The following is a 21,818-nucleotide window of genomic DNA, read 5'->3' as shown; positions in this document are numbered from 1 at the left end:
GCTCATCAGGCTTCTTCTTTAATAAACTGGCTCAAAACTCCATTGACAAACTTAGCTGAAGATTCATCAGAAAATTCTTTAGCCAATTCAATAGCCTCGTTAACAGCAACACGGTCTGGCGTTTCTTCGAAATGTAAGATTTCAAATAGGCCTAGTCGCATGATATTCTTGTCAATCAAGGTTAAACGGTCTAAGGTCCATCCTGCTTTTAATCGGCTAGATAACTCCTTATCCAAGTCATCACGATAGTCTGCGACACCATTGACAAGGTTAAGGAGAAAGAGCGGAATTTCAACTCCTTCTTGCTCTTCCTCTCTATCATAAAGATAAGAAAACTGAGCTGCCTGAACAGGTTCTTGACCAAATTCAAGTGATACGATTGCCTGCAAAGCACACTTACGCAGGGCATGTCTGTTATTCTTCATCAAGGAAATCCTCTCCGAATAAATCTTTCAATGCTGGTTTTGGTGTTTTATCAGGAACAATACCGCTGACATGGATATTAACCGCAGCCACTTGAACTTCTGCATAGTTGTAAACTGCTGTCTTGACTGCACGCTGAATGTCCATTGATACGGCAGGAACATTTACACCATATTCTAGATAGACGTAAATATCCGCAGTCACTCGACCTTCCTCGTCAGTTTCAAGATAAACACCTTTATTTAACGATGTTTTTGACCAACTGTCTGCTACACGCTTATTTTGAAGGGAATGTACTCCATCAACTTTCGCTGCAGCAATGCCTGTAATTACTTCAAGGACGCGAGGTGCGATAACAATCTCGCCTTGATATTCTGTTGTCATAGGCTCTCCTTTCTTAAGAGGAAACGATTAAGCACGTGATACGTAAGTTCCTTCTGCTGTGTTGATAACGAGTTTTTGACCTGCTTCGATAAAGTCTGGTACGTTGACGACAAGACCTGTTTCCATCGTAGCTGGTTTACCTGAACCTGTAACAGTCGCACCTTTGATAGATGGTTGTGTTTCTGCAACGACCAATTCAACAGTTGTTGGTACAGTAACACCGATCACTTCTGTTCCGTAGAACTGGATCTTCACATCGGAATTCTCCAAGATATAGAGCAATTCTTCTTTGATGGTCGCTACTGGAATTTCATACTGATCGTAAGTCTCAGTATTCATGAAATAAGCTGTGTCATCCATTTGGTAAAGGTACTGTGCTGGAACTGTTTCGATAATAGCTTGTTCAAATTTTTCATCTGGACGGTAAGTTGTATCGAAGGTTGAACCTGTACGTACATCACGCAATTTCATACGCATGATGGTGTTTCCTTTACCTGGTTTGTGGTGGCTTGCATCCAAAACTTTAATCAATTTACCTTCAGCTTCGAAGGTCATACCTGCTCTAAGTTTACTTGCTTCAATCATTGTATTGAATACCTCTTCAAATTTTATTTATTCGTTTTATTTTACCACAAACTGTCAAATTTCTCAAATGACAATCAATTCCTTGGGTGCTAATGTCAAGACTTCACAACCGTTTTCCGTAATCAATAGGTCATCTTCGATACGGACACCATATTTGTCATCCAAATAGATACCAGGCTCATCCGTCAAGACCATACCTGCCTTGATAGTCTCGTCAGATTTTCCAAAATACGGATATTCATGAATATCCAAGCCGATTCCGTGGCCAATACCGTGTGTAAAGTTGGCTCCGTAACCCGCCGCATTGATAATCTCACGCGGAATTGCATCAAACTCGCGGTAGGTCACTCCCTCTTTGGCCTGCTCAATCAGGGCCTTATTGGCACGCAAGACCACATCGTAAATCTCCCGCTCTTGGTCTGTCACATGACCGATATGGATAGTCCGCGTCATATCGCTGACATAATGCTGATAGTAACAACCAAAGTCCAAGGTCAAGCTTTCACCAGTTTGGATAAGCTTTTCTGAGGCTCTTCCATGAGGCATGGCAGAGCGGTAACCAGACGCTACGATAAACTCAAACGATGCCCCTTCTGCACCGAGTTGACGCATGCGGTGATCCAGAAAATGATTGACGTCCATCTCAGTCGTCTGACCTGGTTTGATAAAGTCAAGAACATCAATAAAAGCCTGATCCGAAATTTGACAAGCACGACGAATGGTCGCAATTTCTTTCTCGTCCTTAATCATACGCAAGTCTTCAATAAAGTTTGACATAGCGACCAACTGATACCCCTCAAAAATGCTGGTCAGACTTTGATAGAAACCATAGGTCACCTCGCTATCAAAACCAATTTTTTCAAGTCCATCTTCCTTAATCACCTTGGCAATCTCTTCAAGGGCAAAACGGCTGTCGATAATATCAAAGCCTTGCACTGTCGCCTTGGCAATCAAGGTATAGCGTGCATCCGTTACAAACAAACGGCGTTTGCCACTGATGAATACAGTTGCCTCTGTTCCCCAAAAACCTGTCAGGTAGTAAATATTGTTCTGTCCTGTTACCAAAATCCCATCCACATCTGATTGGGCTAATTTTACTTCAAATTTTTCAAGTCTTTTTTGCATCCTATTCCTCCAATGATTTTTTAACTATTATAGCAGAAATACAGACAAATACCAATTCTTTCTAGCAGATAGAGAAAAAAGCCGCAGAGGCGACTTTTCAAAACAGCATTAAGAGTTTCTTCTCATTTCCCTTTAAATTCACGAATCCGTTGAGGAATACCCTCTAAAAATTGATTCATTTTTTGTTGCCATTCATTTTCAAGAGCTTTCCTTTCTTGAGAATCTAGGTCGTCAACAGCCTTACTATTTAGGCCGATTTCGCTTAAAACTGGACTGACATTAGAGATTGTCTTTTTGCCAAAATGAATTTTACTTTCTTCCATCCATAAATTAAGTGACGAGCTTAACTCAACTTGTTCCCAAGGGATTCTGACAAGTGCTGGTTTGCCGAATAATTTCTTCTTAAAGGTGTAGACAGCTTCCTCTGTAAAGATAAGATTTAAACTTAGAGTTCCTTCAAACATGGCAAAAATATGTTCTTCATGCAACTCCTTGTAGCTTGGATAATGATACCAAAATACTCTAGCCGAATAAAGACTTGCATACTCCTTTGGTAAAAGAATTGTATCTTGTTCTTGCAAGTTTTTTTCTGCAATCATCCATTCAAGATTATTCTCAATAAGGGGAGTCCAAAAAACGTAATCTGCAAGTTCGCTCAGGTACTGATAGCGTTCATAATCGATAAAAGTTGGGTCTATAGAGGTTCCTTCTAGGGAAGCAAGCAAATCATTTGAAGGCGCAGTAAGTCCTGGAATCTCACCCTTATAATCCTCACGATTTTGCCTTGGTTTTAACTCTTTAACAATTTCTTCAGGTAAGAAGTTTTCTAACAAAGCTGTCAAATTGGCTAACTCATGATTTGCCCAAAAAGTACCATAAGAAAAGACATTCGTCGGTGCAATACAAAAAGAATAAACATCTACCACATATTCCTCAACGCTTGTAATCGTTTCTGAGCTAGGAACAAATTGAAGTAATTTTCCCAGTACACAAGAGGCTAAATAGTGTTCCCAATTCTGATAACTATTTTTGATACGCTCTGTTTGCTTGGTAAACAGTTCCTCAAATTCTTCTTTAGTAATCAAGCGAGCAGCATACGATTTCGTCAAGACATCAATTATACGGCAGTCGTCAAAACCTTGAATGGTTCGAGAACCTGTTAATGAATTTAAAGAAAGGTAAAAGTCTTTTACATCAGGATTGGCTATTCCATCAATAAATGACGAAACATCTTCTAAAGCATGATAACGACCATCTTCCAGTTTATCAATTTCTTCTTTTAAACTTGAATAATCTGTAATTCCATAGTTTGTTTCTAACATGGTTCGCAACAGGCCTCTGGTCATCATATTAGCACCTGGCATGACGACACTCATTAGTTCTTTTTCGATAAATTGTCTATTGACTGAATTGGCAAAAACTGAACTGTATCTGTATGGACTACACAATAAAACGTATTCCGATTGCATGGTGGTCTCCTTGTTAAGAAACTTATTTTTTATATTCTATCAGATTTGTACTAGCTTATCAAGCGTAGAAAAAATCGGTGTAAGCTCCAAAAAAAGAGCCGATGGCTCTTTTTTACTTGCTTACTTCAACTTGGTTTTCAAATACTGGCCTGTAAAGCTGGCTGGGTTAGCTGCTACTTCTTCTGGCGTTCCTGTCGCAACAACGGTACCACCGCCGACACCGCCTTCTGGCCCCATATCGATAATGTGGTCGGCTGTCTTGATGACATCCAGATTGTGCTCGATGACAAGGACAGTATTGCCATCATCAACAAAGCGAGCCAAGACCTTGAGCAACTGGGCAATGTCCTCCGTATGCAGACCTGTCGTCGGCTCATCCAAGATATACAAGGATTTACCAGTTGACCGCTTGTGGAGTTCAGAAGCCAACTTCATCCGCTGGGCTTCCCCACCTGATAGAGTGGTTGCTGGCTGACCTAGAGTAACGTAGCCCAAGCCCACATCTTGAATGGTGCGAAGTTTCCGCTCAATCTTCGGAATGTGTTTGAAGAATTCGACCGCATCATTGACTGTCATATCAAGGACCTGAGCGATATTTTTCTCCTTGTAGTGTACTTCCAAGGTTTCAGAATTGTAACGGTGTCCATGACAGACTTCACAAGGTACAAAGACATCTGGCAAGAAATGCATTTCAATCTTGATGATACCATCACCAGAACAAGCTTCACACCGTCCACCTTTGACGTTAAAGGAGAAACGTCCCTTCTTGTAGCCACGGATTTTGGCTTCATTGGTCTGGGCAAAGAGGTCCCGAATATCGTCAAAGACACCTGTGTAGGTAGCTGGGTTAGAACGCGGCGTCCGTCCAATCGGACTTTGGTCAATGTCAACCAGGCGGTCCAAGTGTTCAATTCCTGAAATGGACTTGAACTTGCCCGGCTTGTCCGAATTGCGATTGAGTTTCTGAGCAATAGCTTTTTTCAGAATGGAATTGACCAGAGTTGACTTACCAGAGCCAGACACCCCTGTCACCGCCACAAATTTTCCGAGTGGGAAACGAACAGTCACATCTTGCAGGTTGTTTTCCTTGGCACCTGTTACCTCCAGGAATCGACCATTGCCAACACGACGTTCCAAAGGAACTGGAATTTCACGTTTGCCAGACAGGTACTGGCCTGTAATGGATTTTTTATTTTTAGCTACTTGGGCAGGCGTTCCAGAAGCCACGATTTCTCCACCGAAGACACCTGCACCTGGACCGATATCAATCAACCAGTCCGCCTCACGCATGGTGTCCTCATCATGCTCCACCACAATCAAGGTATTGCCTAAATCACGCATCTTTTTCAAGCTGGCAATGAGACGATCATTGTCCCGCTGGTGCAGACCAATCGACGGCTCGTCCAGAATATAGAGGACACCAGACAGGTTAGAGCCAATCTGAGTCGCCAAACGAATCCGCTGGCTCTCCCCACCAGACAGGGTTCCTGCTGCTCGAGACAAGGTTAGGTAATTTAGACCAACGTTATTAAGGAAGGACAGGCGATCCTTGATTTCCTTGACAATCGGTGTCGCAATCGTCGCTTCATTTTCAGACAAGGTCAGATGTTCAATGACTTCCAGATGATCCGCTACGGACAAGTCAGACAACTGCCCGATATGAAGTCCCTGCTCGCCACCAACTTTGACAGACAGGGCTTGGTCATTGAGGCGATAGCCGTGGCAGCTTCCACAGGTCAGCTCATTCATATAAGCCTTCATGACCGTCCGCGTATAGTCACTATTGGTTTCACGATAGCGGCGATTAATGTTGGTAATCAAGCCCTCGAATGGAATGTCAATGTCACGCACTCCACCGAACTCATTTTCATAATGGAAATGGAATTCTTTCCCATCAGAACCGTTGAAAATCAGGTTCTTCTCCTCTTCCGTCAATTCCTCAAAAGGCTTATCCATGTCCACACCAAAGTGGTTCATGGCCTGCTCCAACATCTGAGGATAGTAGTTGGATGAGATTGGATTCCAAGGAGCCAAGGCACCCTCACGCAAGGTCTTGCTGGCATCTGGGACAATCAAATCCGTATCCACTTCCAGCTTCATCCCCAAACCGTCACAATCGCTACAAGACCCAAAAGGCGCATTGAAAGAGAAAAGACGAGGCTCCAACTCTGGTACCGTAAAACCACAAACTGGGCAGGCATAGTACTCAGAGAAAAGCATTCCCTTCTCGTCCATGGTGTCGATGATGACATAGCCGTCCGCAATCCGCAGGGCCGCCTCAATGGAGTCAAAAAGCCGCGAACGAATGCCCTCTTTGATGACAATCCGATCGACCACGACCTCAATGTTGTGAGCCTTGCTCTTGGACAATTCTGGTACTTCCGATACATCATAGACATCACCATTGACCCGCACCCGAACGTAGCCGTCCTTCTGGATTTTCTCAAAAATAGTCTTGTGTTGCCCCTTTTTCTTCCGAACAATCGGAGCTAGAATCTGCAAACGCTGGCGCTCTGGCAATTCCAAGACCTCATCAACGATTTGTTCCACCGAAGAAGCCGCAATCGCTCCGTGGCCATTGATACAGTAAGGCACCCCAACTCGAGCATAGAGCAAACGGAGATAATCATTGATTTCCGTCGCTGTACCGACTGTCGAACGCGGATTCCGCGACGTCGTTTTTTGGTCGATGGAAATAGCAGGGCTGAGACCCTCTATGGAATCCACATCTGGCTTGTCCATGTTGCCCAAGAACTGACGAGCATAGGCAGACAAGGACTCTACGTAGCGCCGTTGGCCTTCGGCATACAGAGTATCAAAAGCCAAACTCGACTTACCAGACCCCGACAACCCAGTCACCACCACCAGCTTCTCACGCGGAATGGTCACATCAATATTTTTTAAATTATGGGCACGCGCCCCATGAATCACAATATTTTCTTGCATAATTTAAGATACAGAGCCCGTAAAACGCACGGTGAAAATAGGCGGTAAGTCCGAAATCTGTGATTTCGAAGACGCACCCACGTCAAGACAACTAGTGCTTTCACAGGCCGAAAACCGAAGAAAGCACAGATGTCTACGACGCAGAAGCCAGTTCCACACGCTTAAACATGAAGAAACCAGCAATTTTTCACACAACGTTTAGGGCGTGTTCAATTCCTTTCTAGATATAAGTGCGTTCACAAGATAACTGGTGACGGTCGATTAACTCCGCGTCACCAGACGAAACTGCCTATGGGCAATTTCTATATCTTGTATTAGCTCGATTTTCAAAAAATATCGTTTTGAAAATCTCACGTTAAGAAAACCGTACAAAAATAGGAAATCTGCAAAGTATGCCAAACACACGAGAAGATTTATCTTTTTTGCTAGGTTTTTAGCACGCATTCGAATCCTTTCTTAAGAGGCTCTAAGCTATGAGTTACGAAACAAGGAAAAGTCCGTACAACTCATTCGCTTAGATGTCTACATATTAGAACTTTCGGTCTACATATTATACCACATTTCTATATAAAACCTTTCCGAAACTGCACATTTTTTGGTATAATAGAGGTTGCGTTAACGCAACAAAGATAAAAGGAGGGTATCATATGAAACAAATTTTTCTATCAACCATGACTGATTTAGAAGAAATTCAAACCTTTGAACCAGGGGCTTGGATTAATTTGGTCAACCCCTCCCAGAGCGAGTCTATGGAAGTTGCTGAGCACTATAAGATTGACATCGCTGACCTGCGAGCACCGCTCGATGCGGAAGAATCCTCTCGTATCACCGTCGAAGATGATTATACGCTCATCCTGGTCGACGTCCCAATTCTTGAAGAACGAAACAACAAGACATATTATATTACTATTCCTTTGGGAATTATTCTAACAGATGATGCGATTATCACGACTTGTTTGGAACCATTGCCACTGTTTGAGCAGTTTATCCATCGTCGTCTACGGAATTTCTTCACTTTCATGAAGTCTCGTTTCGTTTTCCAAATTCTCTACCGCAATGCTCAACTCTACTTGTCAGCCCTACGGACCATTGACAGAAAGAGCGAAGAGATTGAGAAGCAACTCCATGAGGCCACTCGAAATGAAGAATTAATTGTACTCATGGAATTGGAAAAAACCATTGTCTATTTCAAGGCTTCCCTGAAAACCAACGAGCGGTTGGTCAAGAAACTGGCTTCTTCTTCTCGCCTATTACGAAAATACGAAGAAGACGAAGATTTGTTGGAAGACACCCTGGTTGAAACCCAACAGGCCATTGAGATGGCAGACATCTATGGTTCCATCCTGAACTCTATGACCCATGCCTTTGCATCTATCATTTCCAACAACCAAAATACCATCATGAAAACCTTGGCCTTGGTGACTATCGTTCTATCTATCCCAACCATGGTCTTCTCTGCATACGGTATGAACTTTAAGGACAACATTATTCCTTTTAACGATATTCCCTATGCATTTTGGTGGATTATTCTTTTCGCCTTTGCAATCAGCTTATCACTCACCTTCTACTTCATTCGTAAGAGATGGTTTTAACCTAAGGAGATTTACATGTCATTTACAGAAATTAATGGATTAACTAAAAAAAATCAAGAATTCATTCACATTGCTACCAACCAATTAATCAAAGATGGTAAGACTGATAGTGAAATCAAAGAACTCTTGGAAGAAATCTTGCCTACTATTATTGAAAAGCAAAAAACTGGCGTGACTGCGCGCAATCTCTATGGTGCACCAAGTGAATGGGCCGCTAGTAAGACAATTTCTGAACAGGAAAAGAAAGACCAAGTGGAATACAATGAAAATCCATGGTTGATGTGGCTGGATTCTAGTCTCTTTATGCTGGCTATCATCGCTGGTATCAATGGCTTGATGAACCTGTTAGGACAAGGTGCCCAATATGGATTCTTTACCCTCTTAGTTATCGGTTTCGGTGTTGGTGCAGGGATGTACTTGATGTACCATTTCGTTTACAGAGAACAAATTAAAACTGGACAACGTCCTAAATTGCTGAAAGCTATCGCTTTTCTTGGACTTGCTACGTTGGCATGGTCACTTGTTTTTCTCTTGGCAGCATTGATTCCAACAGCTCTAAACCCAGTTCTACCACCACTTGTTACAATTCTTATCGGAGCAGCAGCTTTCGGTGCACGCTATCTCTTGAAAAAGAAATATAACATTCGCAATGCCATGTCCCCAGTTCAATAATAAAACAAAGCGATTGGAATATTCCAGTCGCTTTTGTTTATCTATACGATAATCTGAATACTCAATATACTTTCGTATTCTAAGCAAGCCGTTGAAACAGTCTAGCCACAGACTGTAACTCGCTTTATTTTTTCTTGGCTCGGGTTGAAACAGTCTATCCCCAGACTGTTTCAATCCACCAGACAATTACTCGCTTTCTCATTTTCAAGCTCATGAAAAATAACCCGCTCTCGCTATTGCGCATTTCACATTTTCATAGCGCAAGCTAAAAAGACCCGTCAGGGTCTCAATTCACCTTCTAATTTCCGAGCTCATGAAAAAACAGTCCATACTCTTATTGCGCTTTTCACATTTCCAGAGCGCAAGAAAAAATCGCCACACAGGGCGATTGCGCCTTTCCAGCTTCTAGGTCGTAAGCTAAAAAGAGTCGTAAGCTAAAAAGAGTCGTAAGCTAAAAAGACCCGTCAGGGTCTTGATTCGCCTTCTAATTTCCGAGCTCATGAAAAAATGGTCCACTGGACCATTTTTTTAATCTTCGTTTACGAATGGTAGCAATGCCATTACGCGAGCACGTTTGATAGCTGTTGTTACTTTACGTTGGTTTTTAGCTGAAGTTCCAGTTACACGGCGTGGAAGGATTTTTCCACGTTCAGAAATGAAACGGCTAAGAAGCTCAGTATCTTTGTAATCAACATATTCAATTTTGTTAGCTGCGATATAGTCAACTTTTTTACGGCGTTTGAAACCGCCACGACGTTGTTGAGCCATGTGTGTTCTCCTTTATATTATTATTTTCAGACCTAGAATGGTAGGTCATCGTCTGATATATCCATTGGATTGCTTGCTCCAAATGGACTTTCTTCTCGAGCGAAGTTTGGTGTAGATTGTGCAGGTGCTTGATAAGGTGAGTTATAGTCATTTCCTCCAGCAAACGAGTTGCCAGCTGAATAGCCTCCACCTTGACCTTCACGGGCAGTACGGCTTTCCAATAGTTGGAAACTTTCTGCAACTACCTCAGTAACGTAGACACGCTGCCCTTGCTGATTATCATAGCTACGAGTCTGGATACGACCTGTAACACCAATCAGAGCACCTTTCTTAGCCCAATTCGCCAAATTCTCAGCTTGTTGACGCCAAATGACTACGTTGATAAAGTCCGCTTCACGCTCACCGTTTTGATTTTTAAAATTGCGGTTAACCGCCAAAGTAAAAGTCGCAACAGCTTGGTTAGACGGAGTATAACGAAGTTCTGCATCACGGGTCATACGACCAACCAATACTACATTATTAATCATAAGCTACCTTCTTACGCGTCAAGTTTGACAATCATGTGACGAAGAATGTCGCCGTTGATTTTTGACAAACGGTCAAACTCTTTAAGAGCTTCATCGTTGCTTGCTTCAACGTTAACGATGTGGTACAAACCTTCGCGGAAATCTTTGATTTCGTATGCAAGGCGACGTTTTTCCCATGCTTTTGATTCAACGATAGTTGCACCGTTGTCAGTCAAGATAGAGTCAAAGCGTGCTACCAAAGCGTTTTTAGCTTCTTCTTCAATGTTTGGACGAATAATATAAAGAATTTCGTATTTAGCCATTGATATGTTCCTCCTTTTGGTCTAATGACTCATGGTCTAGCCACGAGTAAGTGAGGGATACTCACAGAAAATAATTATACCATAATATAGAAAATGTGCAAGTGAAAAGGGCTTACTGAAAACAATTTCACGAAAAGAAAAGACTATCCAAGTTCATGGACAGCCTGATAGATTAAGCTACAATCGCTTTTGCCACTTCTTCTGTCGTCATGCGGGAGAAGTAGTGCGTAGTGTCAATTTCTTGCAATTTGGTAAGAACATCTGTGTATTCATAGCGGGTGCCGACCAACAAGTCTTCGATATCCGATACATCACCAATTCCGAAGAAATCTCCGTAAATCTTGATAGATTCGATGACTGATTTTTCAGCCTTGATGTAGGTTGTGATTTTACCAGCTTGGTAACGCACGCTACGCTCCACAGTGTATTCTGGTGTTTGACCGTAGGTCCAATCCCAAGTCGCAAACTGGGTATCACGGATTTCTTGGATACGAGTCAAATCATCTTCTGACAAGACATACTCATCCATGTCTGGGTATGCTTGCTTCATCTGGTTGAGGATAGCATCTTTGAACTCCAAGACTGTCATCTTCTCTGGCAATTCGTTGTTGATATTGGTCACGCGGGCACGGACTGACTTGACACCCTTGGACTCAATCTTGTCCTTGCTGACCTTGAGGGCACTAGCCAGGACAGACATATCCACATCAAAGAGCAGGCAACCGTGGTGCATCATACGGCCTTTAGCGTAAGCTTGGGCGTTACCACAGATTTTCTTTCCGTCGATTTCCAGGTCATTACGGCCGGTGAAATTGGCCTCTACACCCAGTGTGGCAAGGGTATCAATGACAGGCTTGGAGAAGGTTTTGAAGTCAAAAGCTCCCTCGTCTGCCTTATTTGAGATAATGGTGTAGTTGAGATTGTTGAGGTCATGATAGACAGCGCCACCACCTGACAGTCGGCGAACCACATGGATGCCCTTTTCGTCTGTGAATTCCTTGTTGATTTCTTCAATGGCATTCTGGTGCTTACCTATAATGATGGCAGGCTCATTGATCCAAAGGATAAAAATCTCGTCAATGTCTGTCAATTCCTTGAAGGCATAGGCTTCGAGGGCGATGTTGTAAGCTGGGTCGTTGCTGTTGTTTACGATGTATTTCATGCGAAACTCCTTTATTGTTAACTAATTTTTATTATAGTGGAAACGATAACAAAAGACAAGCCACAAGACTTGTCTTTCTACTTTATTCCACATCTGCTCCGTTTGTAGCGATGACTTTTTTATACCATTCAAATGATTTTTTCTTAGAGCGTTTGAGGGTTCCATTTCCTTCATTGTCACGGTCAACATAGATGAAGCCGTAGCGTTTTTTCATTTCGCCCGTTCCTGCAGACACCAGGTCAATACAGCCCCAAGTGGTGTAACCTAGAAGTTCAACACCGTCTTCGACAATGGCGTCACGCATAGCTAGGACATGTTGGCGGAGATAGTCGATACGGTAGTCGTCTTCCACATAGCCGTTTTCATCTGGCGTGTCGACTGCTCCCAGACCATTTTCAACCACAAAGAGTGGTTTTTGATAGCGATCCCATATGGAATTGATGGTAATGCGGAAACCGAGTGGGTCAATCTGCCAGCCCCATTCTGATGCGTCTAGGTAAGGATTTTTAATGGAAGCAAAGATATTGCCTGCTGTTTTTTCCTTCTCTACAGGATCTCCAGAAGCCACACGGCTAGAGTAGTAAGAGAAGGAAATAAAGTCCACCGTATGCTCTTTCAGGAGTGCTAGGTCTTGGTCGGTCATTTCAATCTCGATACCTTCACGTTCCCATTTCTTCTTGGCATAGTTTGGATAGTAGCCACGTGCCTGAACATCGATAAAGAAATAGTTCTCACGGTCTTCTTGCAGAGCTTCCCATACATCACGGGGGTGACAGGTGTGAGGGTAGTATTGACCTGCGGCCAACATACAGCCAACCTTGTTTTCTGGATCGATTTCATGGGCCAATTTTGTGGCAATGGCAGAAGCAACAAGCTCGTGGTGGGCTGCCTGGTATTTGACCTGTTCCACATGTTCGCCTTCTTCAAAGTAGAGACCAGCCCCCATAAATGGTGCGTGGAGAATCATGTTGATTTCGTTGAAGGTCAGCCAGTATTTGACCAAGCCCTTGTAGCGTGTGAAGAGGGTACGGCAAAGGCGTTCGTAAAATTCAAGCATTTTACGATTTCGCCAGCCACCGTAGGTCTCTATCAAGTGCATCGGGCAGTCAAAGTGGGTAATGGTCACCAAGGGCTCAATACCATACTTGTGGCATTCCTTAAACAAGTCCTCGTAGAATTGCAGGCCTTTTTCATTAGGCTCCAATTCATCTCCCTTAGGGAAAATACGGGACCAGGCGATTGAAAGACGATAGGTCTTAAAGCCCATTTCACCAAAGAGAGCAATATCCTCCTTGAAGTGATGATACATATCAATAGACTCCTTGGCTGGATAGAAATAACCGTCCTCAAAGTCAAACATCTTCTTACGACCAGTGATAATGGCAGCTCGGTCTTCGCCAATCGGCACAACATCGACGTTGGCAAGACCACGTCCGTCTACATCGTAAGCTCCTTCACATTGGTTGGCTGCTGTTGCACCACCCCATAAAAATCCTTTTGGAAATACTTTTGTTACTGTCATTTTTTCTCCATTTCCTTTCCTTCTTTTTGATAGAGAGTTTCTTTATTAACGGGATCCACAATGCTTTGCAAATCGTAGTGACCGTCTTCATAAGTAAAAGTCAGTATGGCACAATTCCGCATCCGCACTCGCGGAAAATCTGTCAATACCTGTCTGAAAAATTGGGCAATGGCGGCTCCATGGCTAACTACTAAAACGGATTGATTGTCCGCTTCTTCCATAATGCCTCCAATGGTTTCTTCCATACGTTTTCGGACATCTCGATAGGATTCGCCTCCAAAGGTGACAAAATAATCACCGTAGCCAATGTCTCCCTGTAAGGGAGGATTGAGGTATTCCTGTTGACCCTCGAAGGCTCCGAAATCCTGTTCTTTCAACCCTTTTAAGCGGATATAGTCCGTCCTCCCTGTTACCAATTCTGCCGTATCACAGGCCCGTTCTTGAGTAGAAGAATAAATCTTATCAAAAGAGATAGACTGCTCTTGAAAATACCGACCAGCAGCCCGTGCTTGTTCCTTTCCTTCTTCTGTCAGAGGAGAATCGCAAGCACCTTGAATCCGTCCTTGGAGGTTGAACCGTGTCTGTCCATGACGCATCAAGTAAAGATAGTTCATACTAAACCTCCCTACTTAAAGTCATAAACCTTAAAATCATGTGCGGAATCAATCAGTTTTTCAAATCTTATTTGCTCATTTTCAACAGTCAGCTGGCAAATGGCACAGTTGGGTAGGAAGACGCCTGGTGGGAAGGTGACCTCCAAAACCTGCACCAATCCCCAAATGGCTGCACCATGACTGACCATGAGGATTGGATCAGCTGGATCGCTTTCCGCGACAGAGAGAATCGCCTCTTTGACACGACTTCCAACTGCTCGAATGTCCTCGCCTCCAAATGGAACCAAGAGGTCTTCGAAAGAACGAGCTCCAGGACGAGGCTTGGGAAGTAATTCTTCCTCTCTAGCTTCAAAAATCCCGAAGTTCATCTCCTTGAGCCCCTTGAGCTGTTGGTAGGGAGCATCCGTGACTAATTTTAGTGTATCAGTAGCCCTCTCTTGCGTGGAAGAATAGGCACTGGTAAAGACGATTCCCTGCTCCTTAAAATACTGACCAACGGCTTGGGCCTGAGCGATACCACATTCTGTCAAGGGAGAATCCGACCAACCCTGCACTCGTTTTTGCGTATTAAAGAGGGTTTCACCGTGACGCATGAGATAAATCGTTTTTGTCATAAGACCTCCTATTTTTCTGTCAATACATTGGCTCCATTGCTGGCAATGACATCTTTATACCAGTAGAATGATGCCTTCCGTGATCGGTCAAAACTGCCCTTTCCTTGATCATCCGCATCCACATAGATAAAGCCGTAGCGTTTGGACATTTCGCTGGTTGAAGCAGAAACCAGATCGATACAGCCCCAAGGGGTATAACCCATGAGCTCCACACCATCTTCAATAGCTTCATACATTTGCTGGATGTGTTTTTCCAGGTAGGAAATACGGTAGCCATCCTCAATACTGCCGTCTGCCTCCACCTTATCCAAGGCTCCCAGACCATTTTCCACGATGAAGAGGGGAACTTGGTAACGGTCATAGAGCTTGTTGAGGGTGATACGAAGTCCGACAGGGTCAATTTGCCAGCCCCAGTCCGACGCTTCCAGATAAGGATTGGCCTCTCCTAGTATCAAATTACCTGCCGTTGCCTTGTCCTTGTCTGGAAGAGCACGGGTGATGGATGTCATATAGTAAGAAAAACTCATGAAATCAACAGGATATTGTTTCAAAATCGCTTCGTCTCCCGGCTCGAACACGACCTGGATATTGTTTTCTTTGAAGAAGCGTTTCATATAACTTGGGTAGGCTCCACGTACCTGCACATCTGTATAGAAGAGATTTTCCTGGTCTTTTTTCAAGGCCGCCAAGACATCGTCTGGATTGCAGGTGGCTGCATAGTTCTCCATCCGTGCCAGCATGCAACCAACCTTGTTTTCTGGGTCAATCTCATGGGCAGCTTTTGTTGCCAAACTAGAAGCGATAAACTGATGGTGAACTGCTTGGTACATGGCTTCTAGGTCATTCTTTCCGTCTTCAAAGAGAAGACCGCCTGATAGATAACCAACCATGCCCAAAATATTAATCTCATTAAAAGTCAACCAATACTTAACTTTACCCTGATAGCGTTTGAATACTGTCTCGGCATAGCGAACAAAGAACTCTATGACCTTACGGTTTTTCCAGCCGCCGTATTCCAGAGCAAGATGAAGAGGAAATTCATAGTGGGATAGGGTCACCAGTGGCTCGATACCATATTTATTCAGCTCATCGAAGACCGCATCATAAAAGGCCAGTCCTTCTTCATTCGGTTCTAACTCGTCTCCTTTTGGAAAAATACGAGACCAGGCAATCGACAAGCGGAAGGTCTTGAAGCCCATTTCTGCAAAGAGGGCGATGTCTTCCTTGTAGCGATGATAGAAATCAGAACCCCAACGTTTTGGGTAGAGCCCTTCTTGATCTGCCAAGGCAAATTCCACATCAGCCCGCGAGACAGGCTTACCAAAGTGACTCATATCCTTCCGCTTATCTGGATCGACCGCTATATAGGTATCGGAAGTGGCTGGACCACGACCTCCCAAATTCCAACCACCTTCATATTGGTTGGCCGCTGTCGCACCGCCCCAAAGAAATCCTTTTGGAAATTGTTTTGTCATAGCACAATACTCCTTCTGACTTTATTAGCTATATAATAGCAAAAGAACTCCATTCATTCCTACGTGATAATATGCCAAACTGATACTATTCTATGCTATTTCCAATTATCACTAATCTTAAAACATTAGATAATATCCCAATTAAAACTTGGAACAAGGGAGAGGTTTTCTCTCGATCAGTATTAGCAAAAGTAGTAGAGATTTTTTAAGCCTCCATCTGTATTGATAATCGCTTCATCAAGTCAGCTATAAAAAATCTTCTTCTCTTGCCCTACCTCAGCTCCTCTGATTTAGAAAGAAGAAAGCAAATATGATACTATCTTATGTTTATCTAACAATGTCTCCTGATATTCTCTTATAGAAAAACTCCTTGGACTTAGAAGAAGTCAAGGAGTTTCTCTAGTTTAAGCATTTGCCGCTTCTTCTTTTAGCAACTGTTTATCGTATGCACGAATGAATGGATAGTAAACAAGGAAGGCAACAACTGCACAAACAATTGAAACAACAATTGCACGCCAGTCAGCTGTACCAAGGAAGGCACCGATACCAACTGGAGTTGGCCATGGTACTTGAGCAACAACTGCATTGATAAGATTCAACTTCATAGAGAAGTAATACACTGTCATAGATGCAATTGGTGCAAGCATGAATGGGATTGCAAGTGCTGGATTATAGATGATTGGCAAACCAAAAATCAGTGGTTCATTGATGTTGAAAATACCCGGAACAATTGCTGCTTTACCAATCGCACTCAATTGTTCAGAACGAGCACGTGTTGCAAGCCAGATACAGAGACCGAGAGTTGCTCCAGAACCACCTGCAATGACGAACATGTTTGAAAATTCACCTGCAACAATCATTCGTTCACCAGCTGCATTAAGAGACATATTTGCAAGTGCAATTGGACTAACAAAAGCAAAGATGATATTTGCACCGTGAATACCTACTACCCAAAGTGCCTGAGTCAACAAGTAGATAATAACTAAACCAATCCAAGTATTTGTTAAATTTCCAACAAAGCTAAATGGAATTGCAATAACTTTAAATATATCAGTACCAAGCGCAACCAATACACCGTTCAAGAAAATTACAAAGAAGGCTACGACAAATGATGGAATCAAAGCAGTGAAACCACGAGACACACCCTCAGGAACAGATTCTGGCATTTTAATTACCCAGTTATTTTTTACACACATGCGGTACAAAAGAACTGCTGCAACCGCCATTAAGATAGCAGTGAAGATACCTGTTGTCCCAAAGCGTGTTACGCCACCACCCATTGCCCAACCATCAACAATTACTGCGCCTTCTTCAAGAGAGCTGACTGCCGACATCGCGCCTTCTTCAAAAATAATTTGAGGAACGGTCATGATGAAAGCAAAGAGGGATAAGAGCGCCCCATTAAGCGGAGTCAAATTAAGTTCTTCTTCCTCAGCGTAAATTTTTGTCAATTCATATCCAATAGCAAGTGCAAAATAAAGTGATAGCACCCCCATAGTAGCAGTATTGGCAACCATATAGAGTGGGGTAAATTTATCAAATGATGCCGCAAAAATATCTGCAACAACTGGCCAGAATGAAAATGCCTGTGGTAAGATACTGAAAACCAAGAACATCGAACCAACAATCGTAAATGGTACGGCAGCCATACCTGCAGCTGTGATGGCACGTACAACTTTGTAAGATGCCAGTTTACCCATTGGTCCCATCAGATATTTATCTAATAGTCCAAAGAACCCTTTTTGTTCTTCCATGAGAAGACCTCCTAAAATTTTAAAGATATTTTCTTATTATTTGAAAACGTAGGTAGTATTTATCGGTATTTTGCTTTACCTGCTCCAACCTTTTTATATTGAGAACAACTAAAGCAAGACCTAACACCTGCAAACCAATTACAAGTGTCTTGGCAGCTGGATGGTTTGTAAATGTTGGAAAGAGGGTTGAGATCTGACCCAAAATCACTAAAACCACAATTAGCCCTTGCAAGATTGCTTGTGCCCTTAATACAAATTCTGTCTTTGTCAATCGAGGCTCCTCAGCACTATACAACTTAAATTGTTCTGCCGTCGCAATGATTACTGCAATCAGCATAAGCGAGGGCAGGATAAGATACAAGCTTGGTTTAAATAATTGAACCAGAAGCCAGTATAGATTTGCAAAGAAGAATACTGCTAAACTATAACGAAACAGCATATAGCGATTAAAGAGCTGACTTTTGCGTTTAGACTCTTGTTTTAATTGTTCTGGTGTTTTCTGTAGCTTTTTACTTGCCATTCCCTTACTCATCCCATATCCTCTTTCTAGCCAACTTTACGATACAAAGCTAACATTTCAAGCGCTACCTCACGTAAAGTCATTGTTGTCATTAGGTGATCCTGCGCATGAACCATGATAATTTCAACGTTCACTTCAGTACCACTTGCATATTTCTGCAGAAGGCCAGTTTGTGCATGATGGGCTTCAAGCATATCAGCATTGGCTGCTTCCAATAACTCTTCTGCCTTATCATAATCACCTTCTCTCATAGCAGCAAAAGCTTCGTGAACAACGGTTCTCGCATTACCACTACTGAGGATGATCCCAAATGCAGCTATTTGTAATTCTTCTGTATTCATATGTCACCTTCTATTCTCTTTGTAAAAAAACGTGTTTGAATGTTTCAAAATCAGGAGAGTTTATTATGTCTTTCTTGACTTCTGGTAAATCTACCAAATCTACCAATCGATTGGTAATGGTTGATAGACCTTCATTTGTATATATAGATGGACTCACTAAGAAAACCAATCTAATCTGCCCATAGCCTTCTTCCCAATATAGACCATTTTTTATAACCGCAACAGAAATCATGTGCTTTTCGCTAGTGGGTTTTAGGGGATGAGGAACAGCTATATCTTTATCAAATACCAATGTACTCAAGCTTTCACGAACCTCAATTAATTTATAAAATTCCTGGTGATTTCCTAGACCTTCGCTCTCCAATTGTGAAATCATTTGCTTTAATAACATTTCTTTTTCAGCTGACTCAACAACTAAAAATCGTTGTTCTGAGAAGTACTGATCAAAGTATTTCTCCAAGTTACTTTCTCTTTCCACTACCTGTAGTTTTTGGAGACTAGGTCTCAAGTCCGCCAATCGTTGTTTAACTTCCTTAACTTCCTGATCCGTTAAAAAGACACTGACAGTTATAACAGGGACCTTAAACACCAAACCAGATAAGTCGATGGTTGACATTATCACATCTATCCCCTGCAACTTTTGATTATCTAAATCATAGTAACCGATGACATCTGATATGGATACCTGTTGCCCAAGTTCATTTTTAATCCTATTTTTCAGCATCTGAGCACTACCGTAGCCTGTTGCACAGATAACCAGAACATTTAGTTTGTATTTTTCTTTTTGACGCTCTATAGAAGCCATCAAATGTAGCGTTACATATGCTATTTCCGAATCAGATAAGATATAGGACTGAAAAGGAACCAATTCAGACATCATCATTCGTGTCAAATTAAAACTATCAAGATAGGTTGTTTTAATATCTTCAAGTAACGGATTATCAATATGAATACTGTGCTGAAGTCGTTCTAGAAGAACTGCCAAATGTGTCAGCAAACCATCTATTAAAGAATAATCATACGAAAACTTATAACCAAATTGATTATCATACCGTTCTAAAACTTCTAACAAGGCTTGGTGCAAACTATAACGTTCGTTTTCTCCCCCCCCCCCGTGTCATTTTTTGAAATTAAATGTACGGCAATATATGTAATTTCTTCCTCAGGAATCCTATCTTCTGCTCCCAGACGGCTGGACAAACGCCTTGCAATCTTTGTAGCTACATCCAATTCTTTAGCGTATTTCTCTTTATCAATATAAATAGGGGAAATCGTAAATCCTTTTTGGTAGCGTTGAATCGCTAACGCTAGATGAACCACTAAATTTTGAATAATATAATCTGAAAGTTTTAACTGATTGTCACGGCATTCATCTAATACTACGATAGTTAATTCTTCAAAAGGTAAGACTAGATCTATATGTTTATCACTAGCCATAAACTGGTGAATATTTTGATAAAAATGACCACTAAAAAAGTAATCCATGATAAAACGACGTTTTTGTCGCTCCTCACCAACTACATAAACACCTCTATAGGGTTTACTTTCAATACTCAGTCCATAGGGAATAAGTTGCTCTCGAATATACTTAAAATCATGAGATAAAGTTGAGCGACTAACAAAAAGTTGATCAGCTAAATCATCAAACAAGATAGTCTCTTCCTCGAATATAAGTTTATTCAAGATTTGTCTATAACGATTCTCAGCATCACTATAATCAATACTAACATTCAGTTGGTTCTCTGATAGAAAACGATGATATTTTTCCTCGTTACTAATCCGAAGCCGATAACCATATCCTTGTTTTGATAAAATAGTGAACCCTGAATCTTCCTCAGATATGTCAGATACTAATTTTTTGATATATGTTCGGATAGTACGATCTGTGTAAGAAAAATGCTCTGCTAATGCTTTACTGGTTGAAAAACTATTTTGGTGCTGGTAAAGATACTGCAATATCATTTTTTCTTTAGTATTTAGCATAAATAACTAGCCTCTTTTCAAATCAATATACCATCCATGATAGCAAAGAACTAGATATTATCCAAGACCAATTTAGCCATTTTTTCAATCCCCATCGGAATCGGAATATAGGCCTGAGGTGGAATTTGGACCACAGGTTTCCCAACTTTCTTCCCTGCTTCTTCAAATTGCTTAAAGTGCATTTTTGTCTGAGGGCTAATCAAGTATAAGTCATACTCTGCTGCATTAATTTTTTTACCACCTTCTGGAACACCGACAGCATTCATTTCCACTGTATGACCTTGTTCTTCCAAAAGAGTTTGTGTTTTTTTAGCAATAAGTGAAGAAGACATGCCTCCTGCACAGATAATCAAAGCTTTTACCATGGGATTTTCCTCCAACTATTTTATTATTTACTTTTGTTATGATTTTATTTTATATGAACACGCTTACATTTTCCATAGGAAGTATTTCCTTACCACTACGGAAATTTCGCTACTAAAATATACCGCTTTTCCGCTATTCTCCAGAAACAAAAAAATAGCAACTCCGAAGAGTTGCGACTATGATGCATAAAAGAAAAGACGAGGAGGATAGTAAACTACAACCTCAGAAGATTTGAGCTGAAATTCATCCATAATCAAATCTTTCAGTTTAGCATCACTAACTTTTGAACTAATTTGATAGGTATCCCCTTTAGTGCGTTGGATTTTGGCGACCCGATTAAAGACACTACTATTTGCTAAGTCTGGCGGATTTACCCCCTTAAATCTTACAAAGTATAGCGTAGTGTCATCCGTCTGACCAGCTGAAGTCGCTCTGATTTTCCACATATTAATCAATAAATAAACCAGAACAGCCATAACAACTACAATAACAATTATTCCAACTATAGATTCCATAATAAACCTCTTTTCCAAGATACGACTCACTTACAAACAACTAGAAAAAACGATTATCTTGGTGGTTTAAAAAGGTTAAACCTTAAAAAAAGTGGTACAAATAACATAGTAATCACACTTCCAATATTTATTTGTCATCATTATATTCCTTTTGCAAAA

23 protein-coding genes are annotated in these 21,818 nt (G+C 41.8%); 2 read left to right on the top strand and 21 right to left on the bottom strand.

Going from position 1 to position 21,818, the window contains the following annotated elements:
• Positions 1-5: 5 nt before the first annotated feature.
• The 6 genes from nusB to uvrA all read right to left on the bottom strand — a co-directional run bounded on the left by nusB (position 6) and on the right by uvrA (position 6,932).
• On the bottom strand, positions 6-425 hold the full coding sequence (nusB, locus tag P7J49_RS02740) for a transcription antitermination factor NusB (protein ID WP_002938276.1): 420 nt from the start codon (positions 423-425) through the stop codon (positions 6-8).
• Positions 415-807 (bottom strand): Asp23/Gls24 family envelope stress response protein, encoded by a 393-nt coding sequence (locus P7J49_RS02735; RefSeq protein WP_002942446.1) that lies wholly within the window; start codon positions 805-807, stop codon positions 415-417. The genes nusB and P7J49_RS02735 overlap by 11 nt, the downstream gene beginning before the upstream one ends.
• Before the next feature lie 27 nt (positions 808-834).
• Complete coding sequence (gene efp / locus P7J49_RS02730; protein ID WP_002942436.1) at positions 835-1,392, bottom strand: elongation factor P; 558 nt, start codon at positions 1,390-1,392, stop codon at positions 835-837.
• A gap of 63 nt (positions 1,393-1,455) precedes the next feature.
• Positions 1,456-2,517, bottom strand: coding sequence for a M24 family metallopeptidase (locus P7J49_RS02725; RefSeq protein WP_408564519.1), 1,062 nt, complete (start codon positions 2,515-2,517; stop codon positions 1,456-1,458).
• A 122-nt stretch (positions 2,518-2,639) separates the two neighbouring features.
• Positions 2,640-3,986, bottom strand: a complete 1,347-nt coding sequence (locus P7J49_RS02720) for a DUF1266 domain-containing protein (protein WP_408569226.1) — start codon at positions 3,984-3,986, stop codon at positions 2,640-2,642.
• Between the two features lie 120 nt (positions 3,987-4,106).
• A complete protein-coding gene (gene uvrA / locus P7J49_RS02715) occupies positions 4,107-6,932 on the bottom strand; it encodes an excinuclease ABC subunit UvrA (RefSeq protein ID WP_408569224.1) in 2,826 nt (941 codons plus the stop codon).
• Positions 6,933-7,579: 647 nt separating this feature from the next.
• Here uvrA and P7J49_RS02710 point away from each other — a divergent pair.
• On the top strand, positions 7,580-8,524 hold the full coding sequence (locus tag P7J49_RS02710; RefSeq protein ID WP_002939248.1) for a magnesium transporter CorA family protein: 945 nt from the start codon (positions 7,580-7,582) through the stop codon (positions 8,522-8,524).
• A 15-nt stretch (positions 8,525-8,539) separates the two neighbouring features.
• The gene (locus P7J49_RS02705) at positions 8,540-9,196 is read left to right on the top strand and encodes a DUF1129 domain-containing protein (protein ID WP_408569222.1); all 657 of its coding nucleotides are present in this window, start codon (positions 8,540-8,542) and stop codon (positions 9,194-9,196) included.
• A 528-nt stretch (positions 9,197-9,724) separates the two neighbouring features.
• On the opposite strand, the gene rpsR is transcribed toward P7J49_RS02705, so the two are convergent.
• From rpsR to P7J49_RS02630, 15 genes are all read right to left on the bottom strand, one after another.
• Positions 9,725-9,964, bottom strand: coding sequence for a 30S ribosomal protein S18 (rpsR, locus tag P7J49_RS02700; protein ID WP_002939250.1), 240 nt, complete (start codon positions 9,962-9,964; stop codon positions 9,725-9,727).
• A 32-nt stretch (positions 9,965-9,996) separates the two neighbouring features.
• Positions 9,997-10,491: a single-stranded DNA-binding protein gene (locus tag P7J49_RS02695; protein WP_002942409.1), complete on the bottom strand. Its 495-nt coding sequence runs from the start codon at positions 10,489-10,491 to the stop codon at positions 9,997-9,999.
• An 11-nt stretch (positions 10,492-10,502) separates the two neighbouring features.
• Complete coding sequence (gene rpsF, locus P7J49_RS02690) at positions 10,503-10,793, bottom strand: 30S ribosomal protein S6 (protein ID WP_024418487.1); 291 nt, start codon at positions 10,791-10,793, stop codon at positions 10,503-10,505.
• Positions 10,794-10,965: 172 nt separating this feature from the next.
• Positions 10,966-11,955: a lipoate--protein ligase gene (locus P7J49_RS02685; protein WP_029179305.1), complete on the bottom strand. Its 990-nt coding sequence runs from the start codon at positions 11,953-11,955 to the stop codon at positions 10,966-10,968.
• Positions 11,956-12,037: 82 nt separating this feature from the next.
• Positions 12,038-13,477, bottom strand: coding sequence for a 6-phospho-beta-glucosidase (locus tag P7J49_RS02680; protein ID WP_029179304.1), 1,440 nt, complete (start codon positions 13,475-13,477; stop codon positions 12,038-12,040).
• Complete coding sequence (locus P7J49_RS02675) at positions 13,474-14,091, bottom strand: histidine phosphatase family protein (protein ID WP_029179303.1); 618 nt, start codon at positions 14,089-14,091, stop codon at positions 13,474-13,476. Before P7J49_RS02675 ends, P7J49_RS02680 begins: the two co-directional genes overlap by 4 nt.
• Positions 14,092-14,102: 11 nt before the next feature.
• Positions 14,103-14,705 carry a histidine phosphatase family protein gene (locus tag P7J49_RS02670; protein WP_029179302.1) on the bottom strand — a complete coding sequence of 201 codons (603 nt, stop codon included), beginning with the start codon at positions 14,703-14,705 and terminating at the stop codon, positions 14,103-14,105.
• A gap of 8 nt (positions 14,706-14,713) precedes the next feature.
• Positions 14,714-16,180: a glycoside hydrolase family 1 protein gene (locus tag P7J49_RS02665; protein ID WP_099832538.1), complete on the bottom strand. Its 1,467-nt coding sequence runs from the start codon at positions 16,178-16,180 to the stop codon at positions 14,714-14,716.
• Between the two features lie 404 nt (positions 16,181-16,584).
• On the bottom strand, positions 16,585-17,934 hold the full coding sequence (gene celB / locus P7J49_RS02660; RefSeq protein WP_029179300.1) for a PTS cellobiose transporter subunit IIC: 1,350 nt from the start codon (positions 17,932-17,934) through the stop codon (positions 16,585-16,587).
• Between the two features lie 19 nt (positions 17,935-17,953).
• A complete protein-coding gene (locus P7J49_RS02655) occupies positions 17,954-18,466 on the bottom strand; it encodes a hypothetical protein (RefSeq protein WP_050571934.1) in 513 nt (170 codons plus the stop codon).
• A gap of 14 nt (positions 18,467-18,480) precedes the next feature.
• Positions 18,481-18,795 (bottom strand): PTS cellobiose transporter subunit IIA, encoded by a 315-nt coding sequence (locus P7J49_RS02650; RefSeq protein ID WP_029179298.1) that lies wholly within the window; start codon positions 18,793-18,795, stop codon positions 18,481-18,483.
• Positions 18,796-18,805: 10 nt separating this feature from the next.
• Positions 18,806-19,867, bottom strand: a complete 1,062-nt coding sequence (locus P7J49_RS02645; protein WP_336884654.1) for a BglG family transcription antiterminator — start codon at positions 19,865-19,867, stop codon at positions 18,806-18,808.
• Positions 19,861-20,778 (bottom strand): BglG family transcription antiterminator, encoded by a 918-nt coding sequence (locus P7J49_RS02640; RefSeq protein WP_408569218.1) that lies wholly within the window; start codon positions 20,776-20,778, stop codon positions 19,861-19,863. The genes P7J49_RS02645 and P7J49_RS02640 overlap by 7 nt, the downstream gene beginning before the upstream one ends.
• Positions 20,779-20,828: 50 nt before the next feature.
• Complete coding sequence (locus P7J49_RS02635) at positions 20,829-21,143, bottom strand: PTS cellobiose transporter subunit IIB (protein WP_029179297.1); 315 nt, start codon at positions 21,141-21,143, stop codon at positions 20,829-20,831.
• 177 nt (positions 21,144-21,320) lie between these two features.
• The gene (locus P7J49_RS02630) at positions 21,321-21,659 is read right to left on the bottom strand and encodes a hypothetical protein (protein ID WP_024380439.1); all 339 of its coding nucleotides are present in this window, start codon (positions 21,657-21,659) and stop codon (positions 21,321-21,323) included.
• Positions 21,660-21,818 lie beyond the last annotated feature (159 nt).

This window comes from Streptococcus suis, assembly GCF_046032515.1.
Classification (GTDB): domain Bacteria; phylum Bacillota; class Bacilli; order Lactobacillales; family Streptococcaceae; genus Streptococcus; species Streptococcus suis_AL.
Note: the sequence above shows the minus strand (reverse complement) of the source record. Positions and strands in the feature narration are given on the sequence as shown.

Bases quoted from the DNA above. Each gene is read 5' to 3' on its own strand.
- nusB (WP_002938276.1), bottom strand. From the start codon at position 425: ATGAAGAATAACAGACATGCCCTGCGTAAGTGTGCTTTGCAGGCAATC.
- P7J49_RS02735 (WP_002942446.1), bottom strand. From the start codon at position 807: ATGACAACAGAATATCAAGGCGAGATTGTTATCGCACCTCGCGTCCTT.
- efp (WP_002942436.1), bottom strand. From the start codon at position 1,392: ATGATTGAAGCAAGTAAACTTAGAGCAGGTATGACCTTCGAAGCTGAA.
- P7J49_RS02725 (WP_408564519.1), bottom strand. From the start codon at position 2,517: ATGCAAAAAAGACTTGAAAAATTTGAAGTAAAATTAGCCCAATCAGAT.
- P7J49_RS02720 (WP_408569226.1), bottom strand. From the start codon at position 3,986: ATGCAATCGGAATACGTTTTATTGTGTAGTCCATACAGATACAGTTCA.
- uvrA (WP_408569224.1), bottom strand. From the start codon at position 6,932: ATGCAAGAAAATATTGTGATTCATGGGGCGCGTGCCCATAATTTAAAA.
- P7J49_RS02710 (WP_002939248.1), top strand. From the start codon at position 7,580: ATGAAACAAATTTTTCTATCAACCATGACTGATTTAGAAGAAATTCAA.
- P7J49_RS02705 (WP_408569222.1), top strand. From the start codon at position 8,540: ATGTCATTTACAGAAATTAATGGATTAACTAAAAAAAATCAAGAATTC.
- rpsR (WP_002939250.1), bottom strand. From the start codon at position 9,964: ATGGCTCAACAACGTCGTGGCGGTTTCAAACGCCGTAAAAAAGTTGAC.
- P7J49_RS02695 (WP_002942409.1), bottom strand. From the start codon at position 10,491: ATGATTAATAATGTAGTATTGGTTGGTCGTATGACCCGTGATGCAGAA.
- rpsF (WP_024418487.1), bottom strand. From the start codon at position 10,793: ATGGCTAAATACGAAATTCTTTATATTATTCGTCCAAACATTGAAGAA.
- P7J49_RS02685 (WP_029179305.1), bottom strand. From the start codon at position 11,955: ATGAAATACATCGTAAACAACAGCAACGACCCAGCTTACAACATCGCC.
- P7J49_RS02680 (WP_029179304.1), bottom strand. From the start codon at position 13,477: ATGACAGTAACAAAAGTATTTCCAAAAGGATTTTTATGGGGTGGTGCA.
- P7J49_RS02675 (WP_029179303.1), bottom strand. From the start codon at position 14,091: ATGAACTATCTTTACTTGATGCGTCATGGACAGACACGGTTCAACCTC.
- P7J49_RS02670 (WP_029179302.1), bottom strand. From the start codon at position 14,705: ATGACAAAAACGATTTATCTCATGCGTCACGGTGAAACCCTCTTTAAT.
- P7J49_RS02665 (WP_099832538.1), bottom strand. From the start codon at position 16,180: ATGACAAAACAATTTCCAAAAGGATTTCTTTGGGGCGGTGCGACAGCG.
- celB (WP_029179300.1), bottom strand. From the start codon at position 17,934: ATGGAAGAACAAAAAGGGTTCTTTGGACTATTAGATAAATATCTGATG.
- P7J49_RS02655 (WP_050571934.1), bottom strand. From the start codon at position 18,466: ATGAGTAAGGGAATGGCAAGTAAAAAGCTACAGAAAACACCAGAACAA.
- P7J49_RS02650 (WP_029179298.1), bottom strand. From the start codon at position 18,795: ATGAATACAGAAGAATTACAAATAGCTGCATTTGGGATCATCCTCAGT.
- P7J49_RS02640 (WP_408569218.1), bottom strand. From the start codon at position 20,778: ATGCTAAATACTAAAGAAAAAATGATATTGCAGTATCTTTACCAGCAC.
- P7J49_RS02635 (WP_029179297.1), bottom strand. From the start codon at position 21,143: ATGGTAAAAGCTTTGATTATCTGTGCAGGAGGCATGTCTTCTTCACTT.
- P7J49_RS02630 (WP_024380439.1), bottom strand. From the start codon at position 21,659: ATGGAATCTATAGTTGGAATAATTGTTATTGTAGTTGTTATGGCTGTT.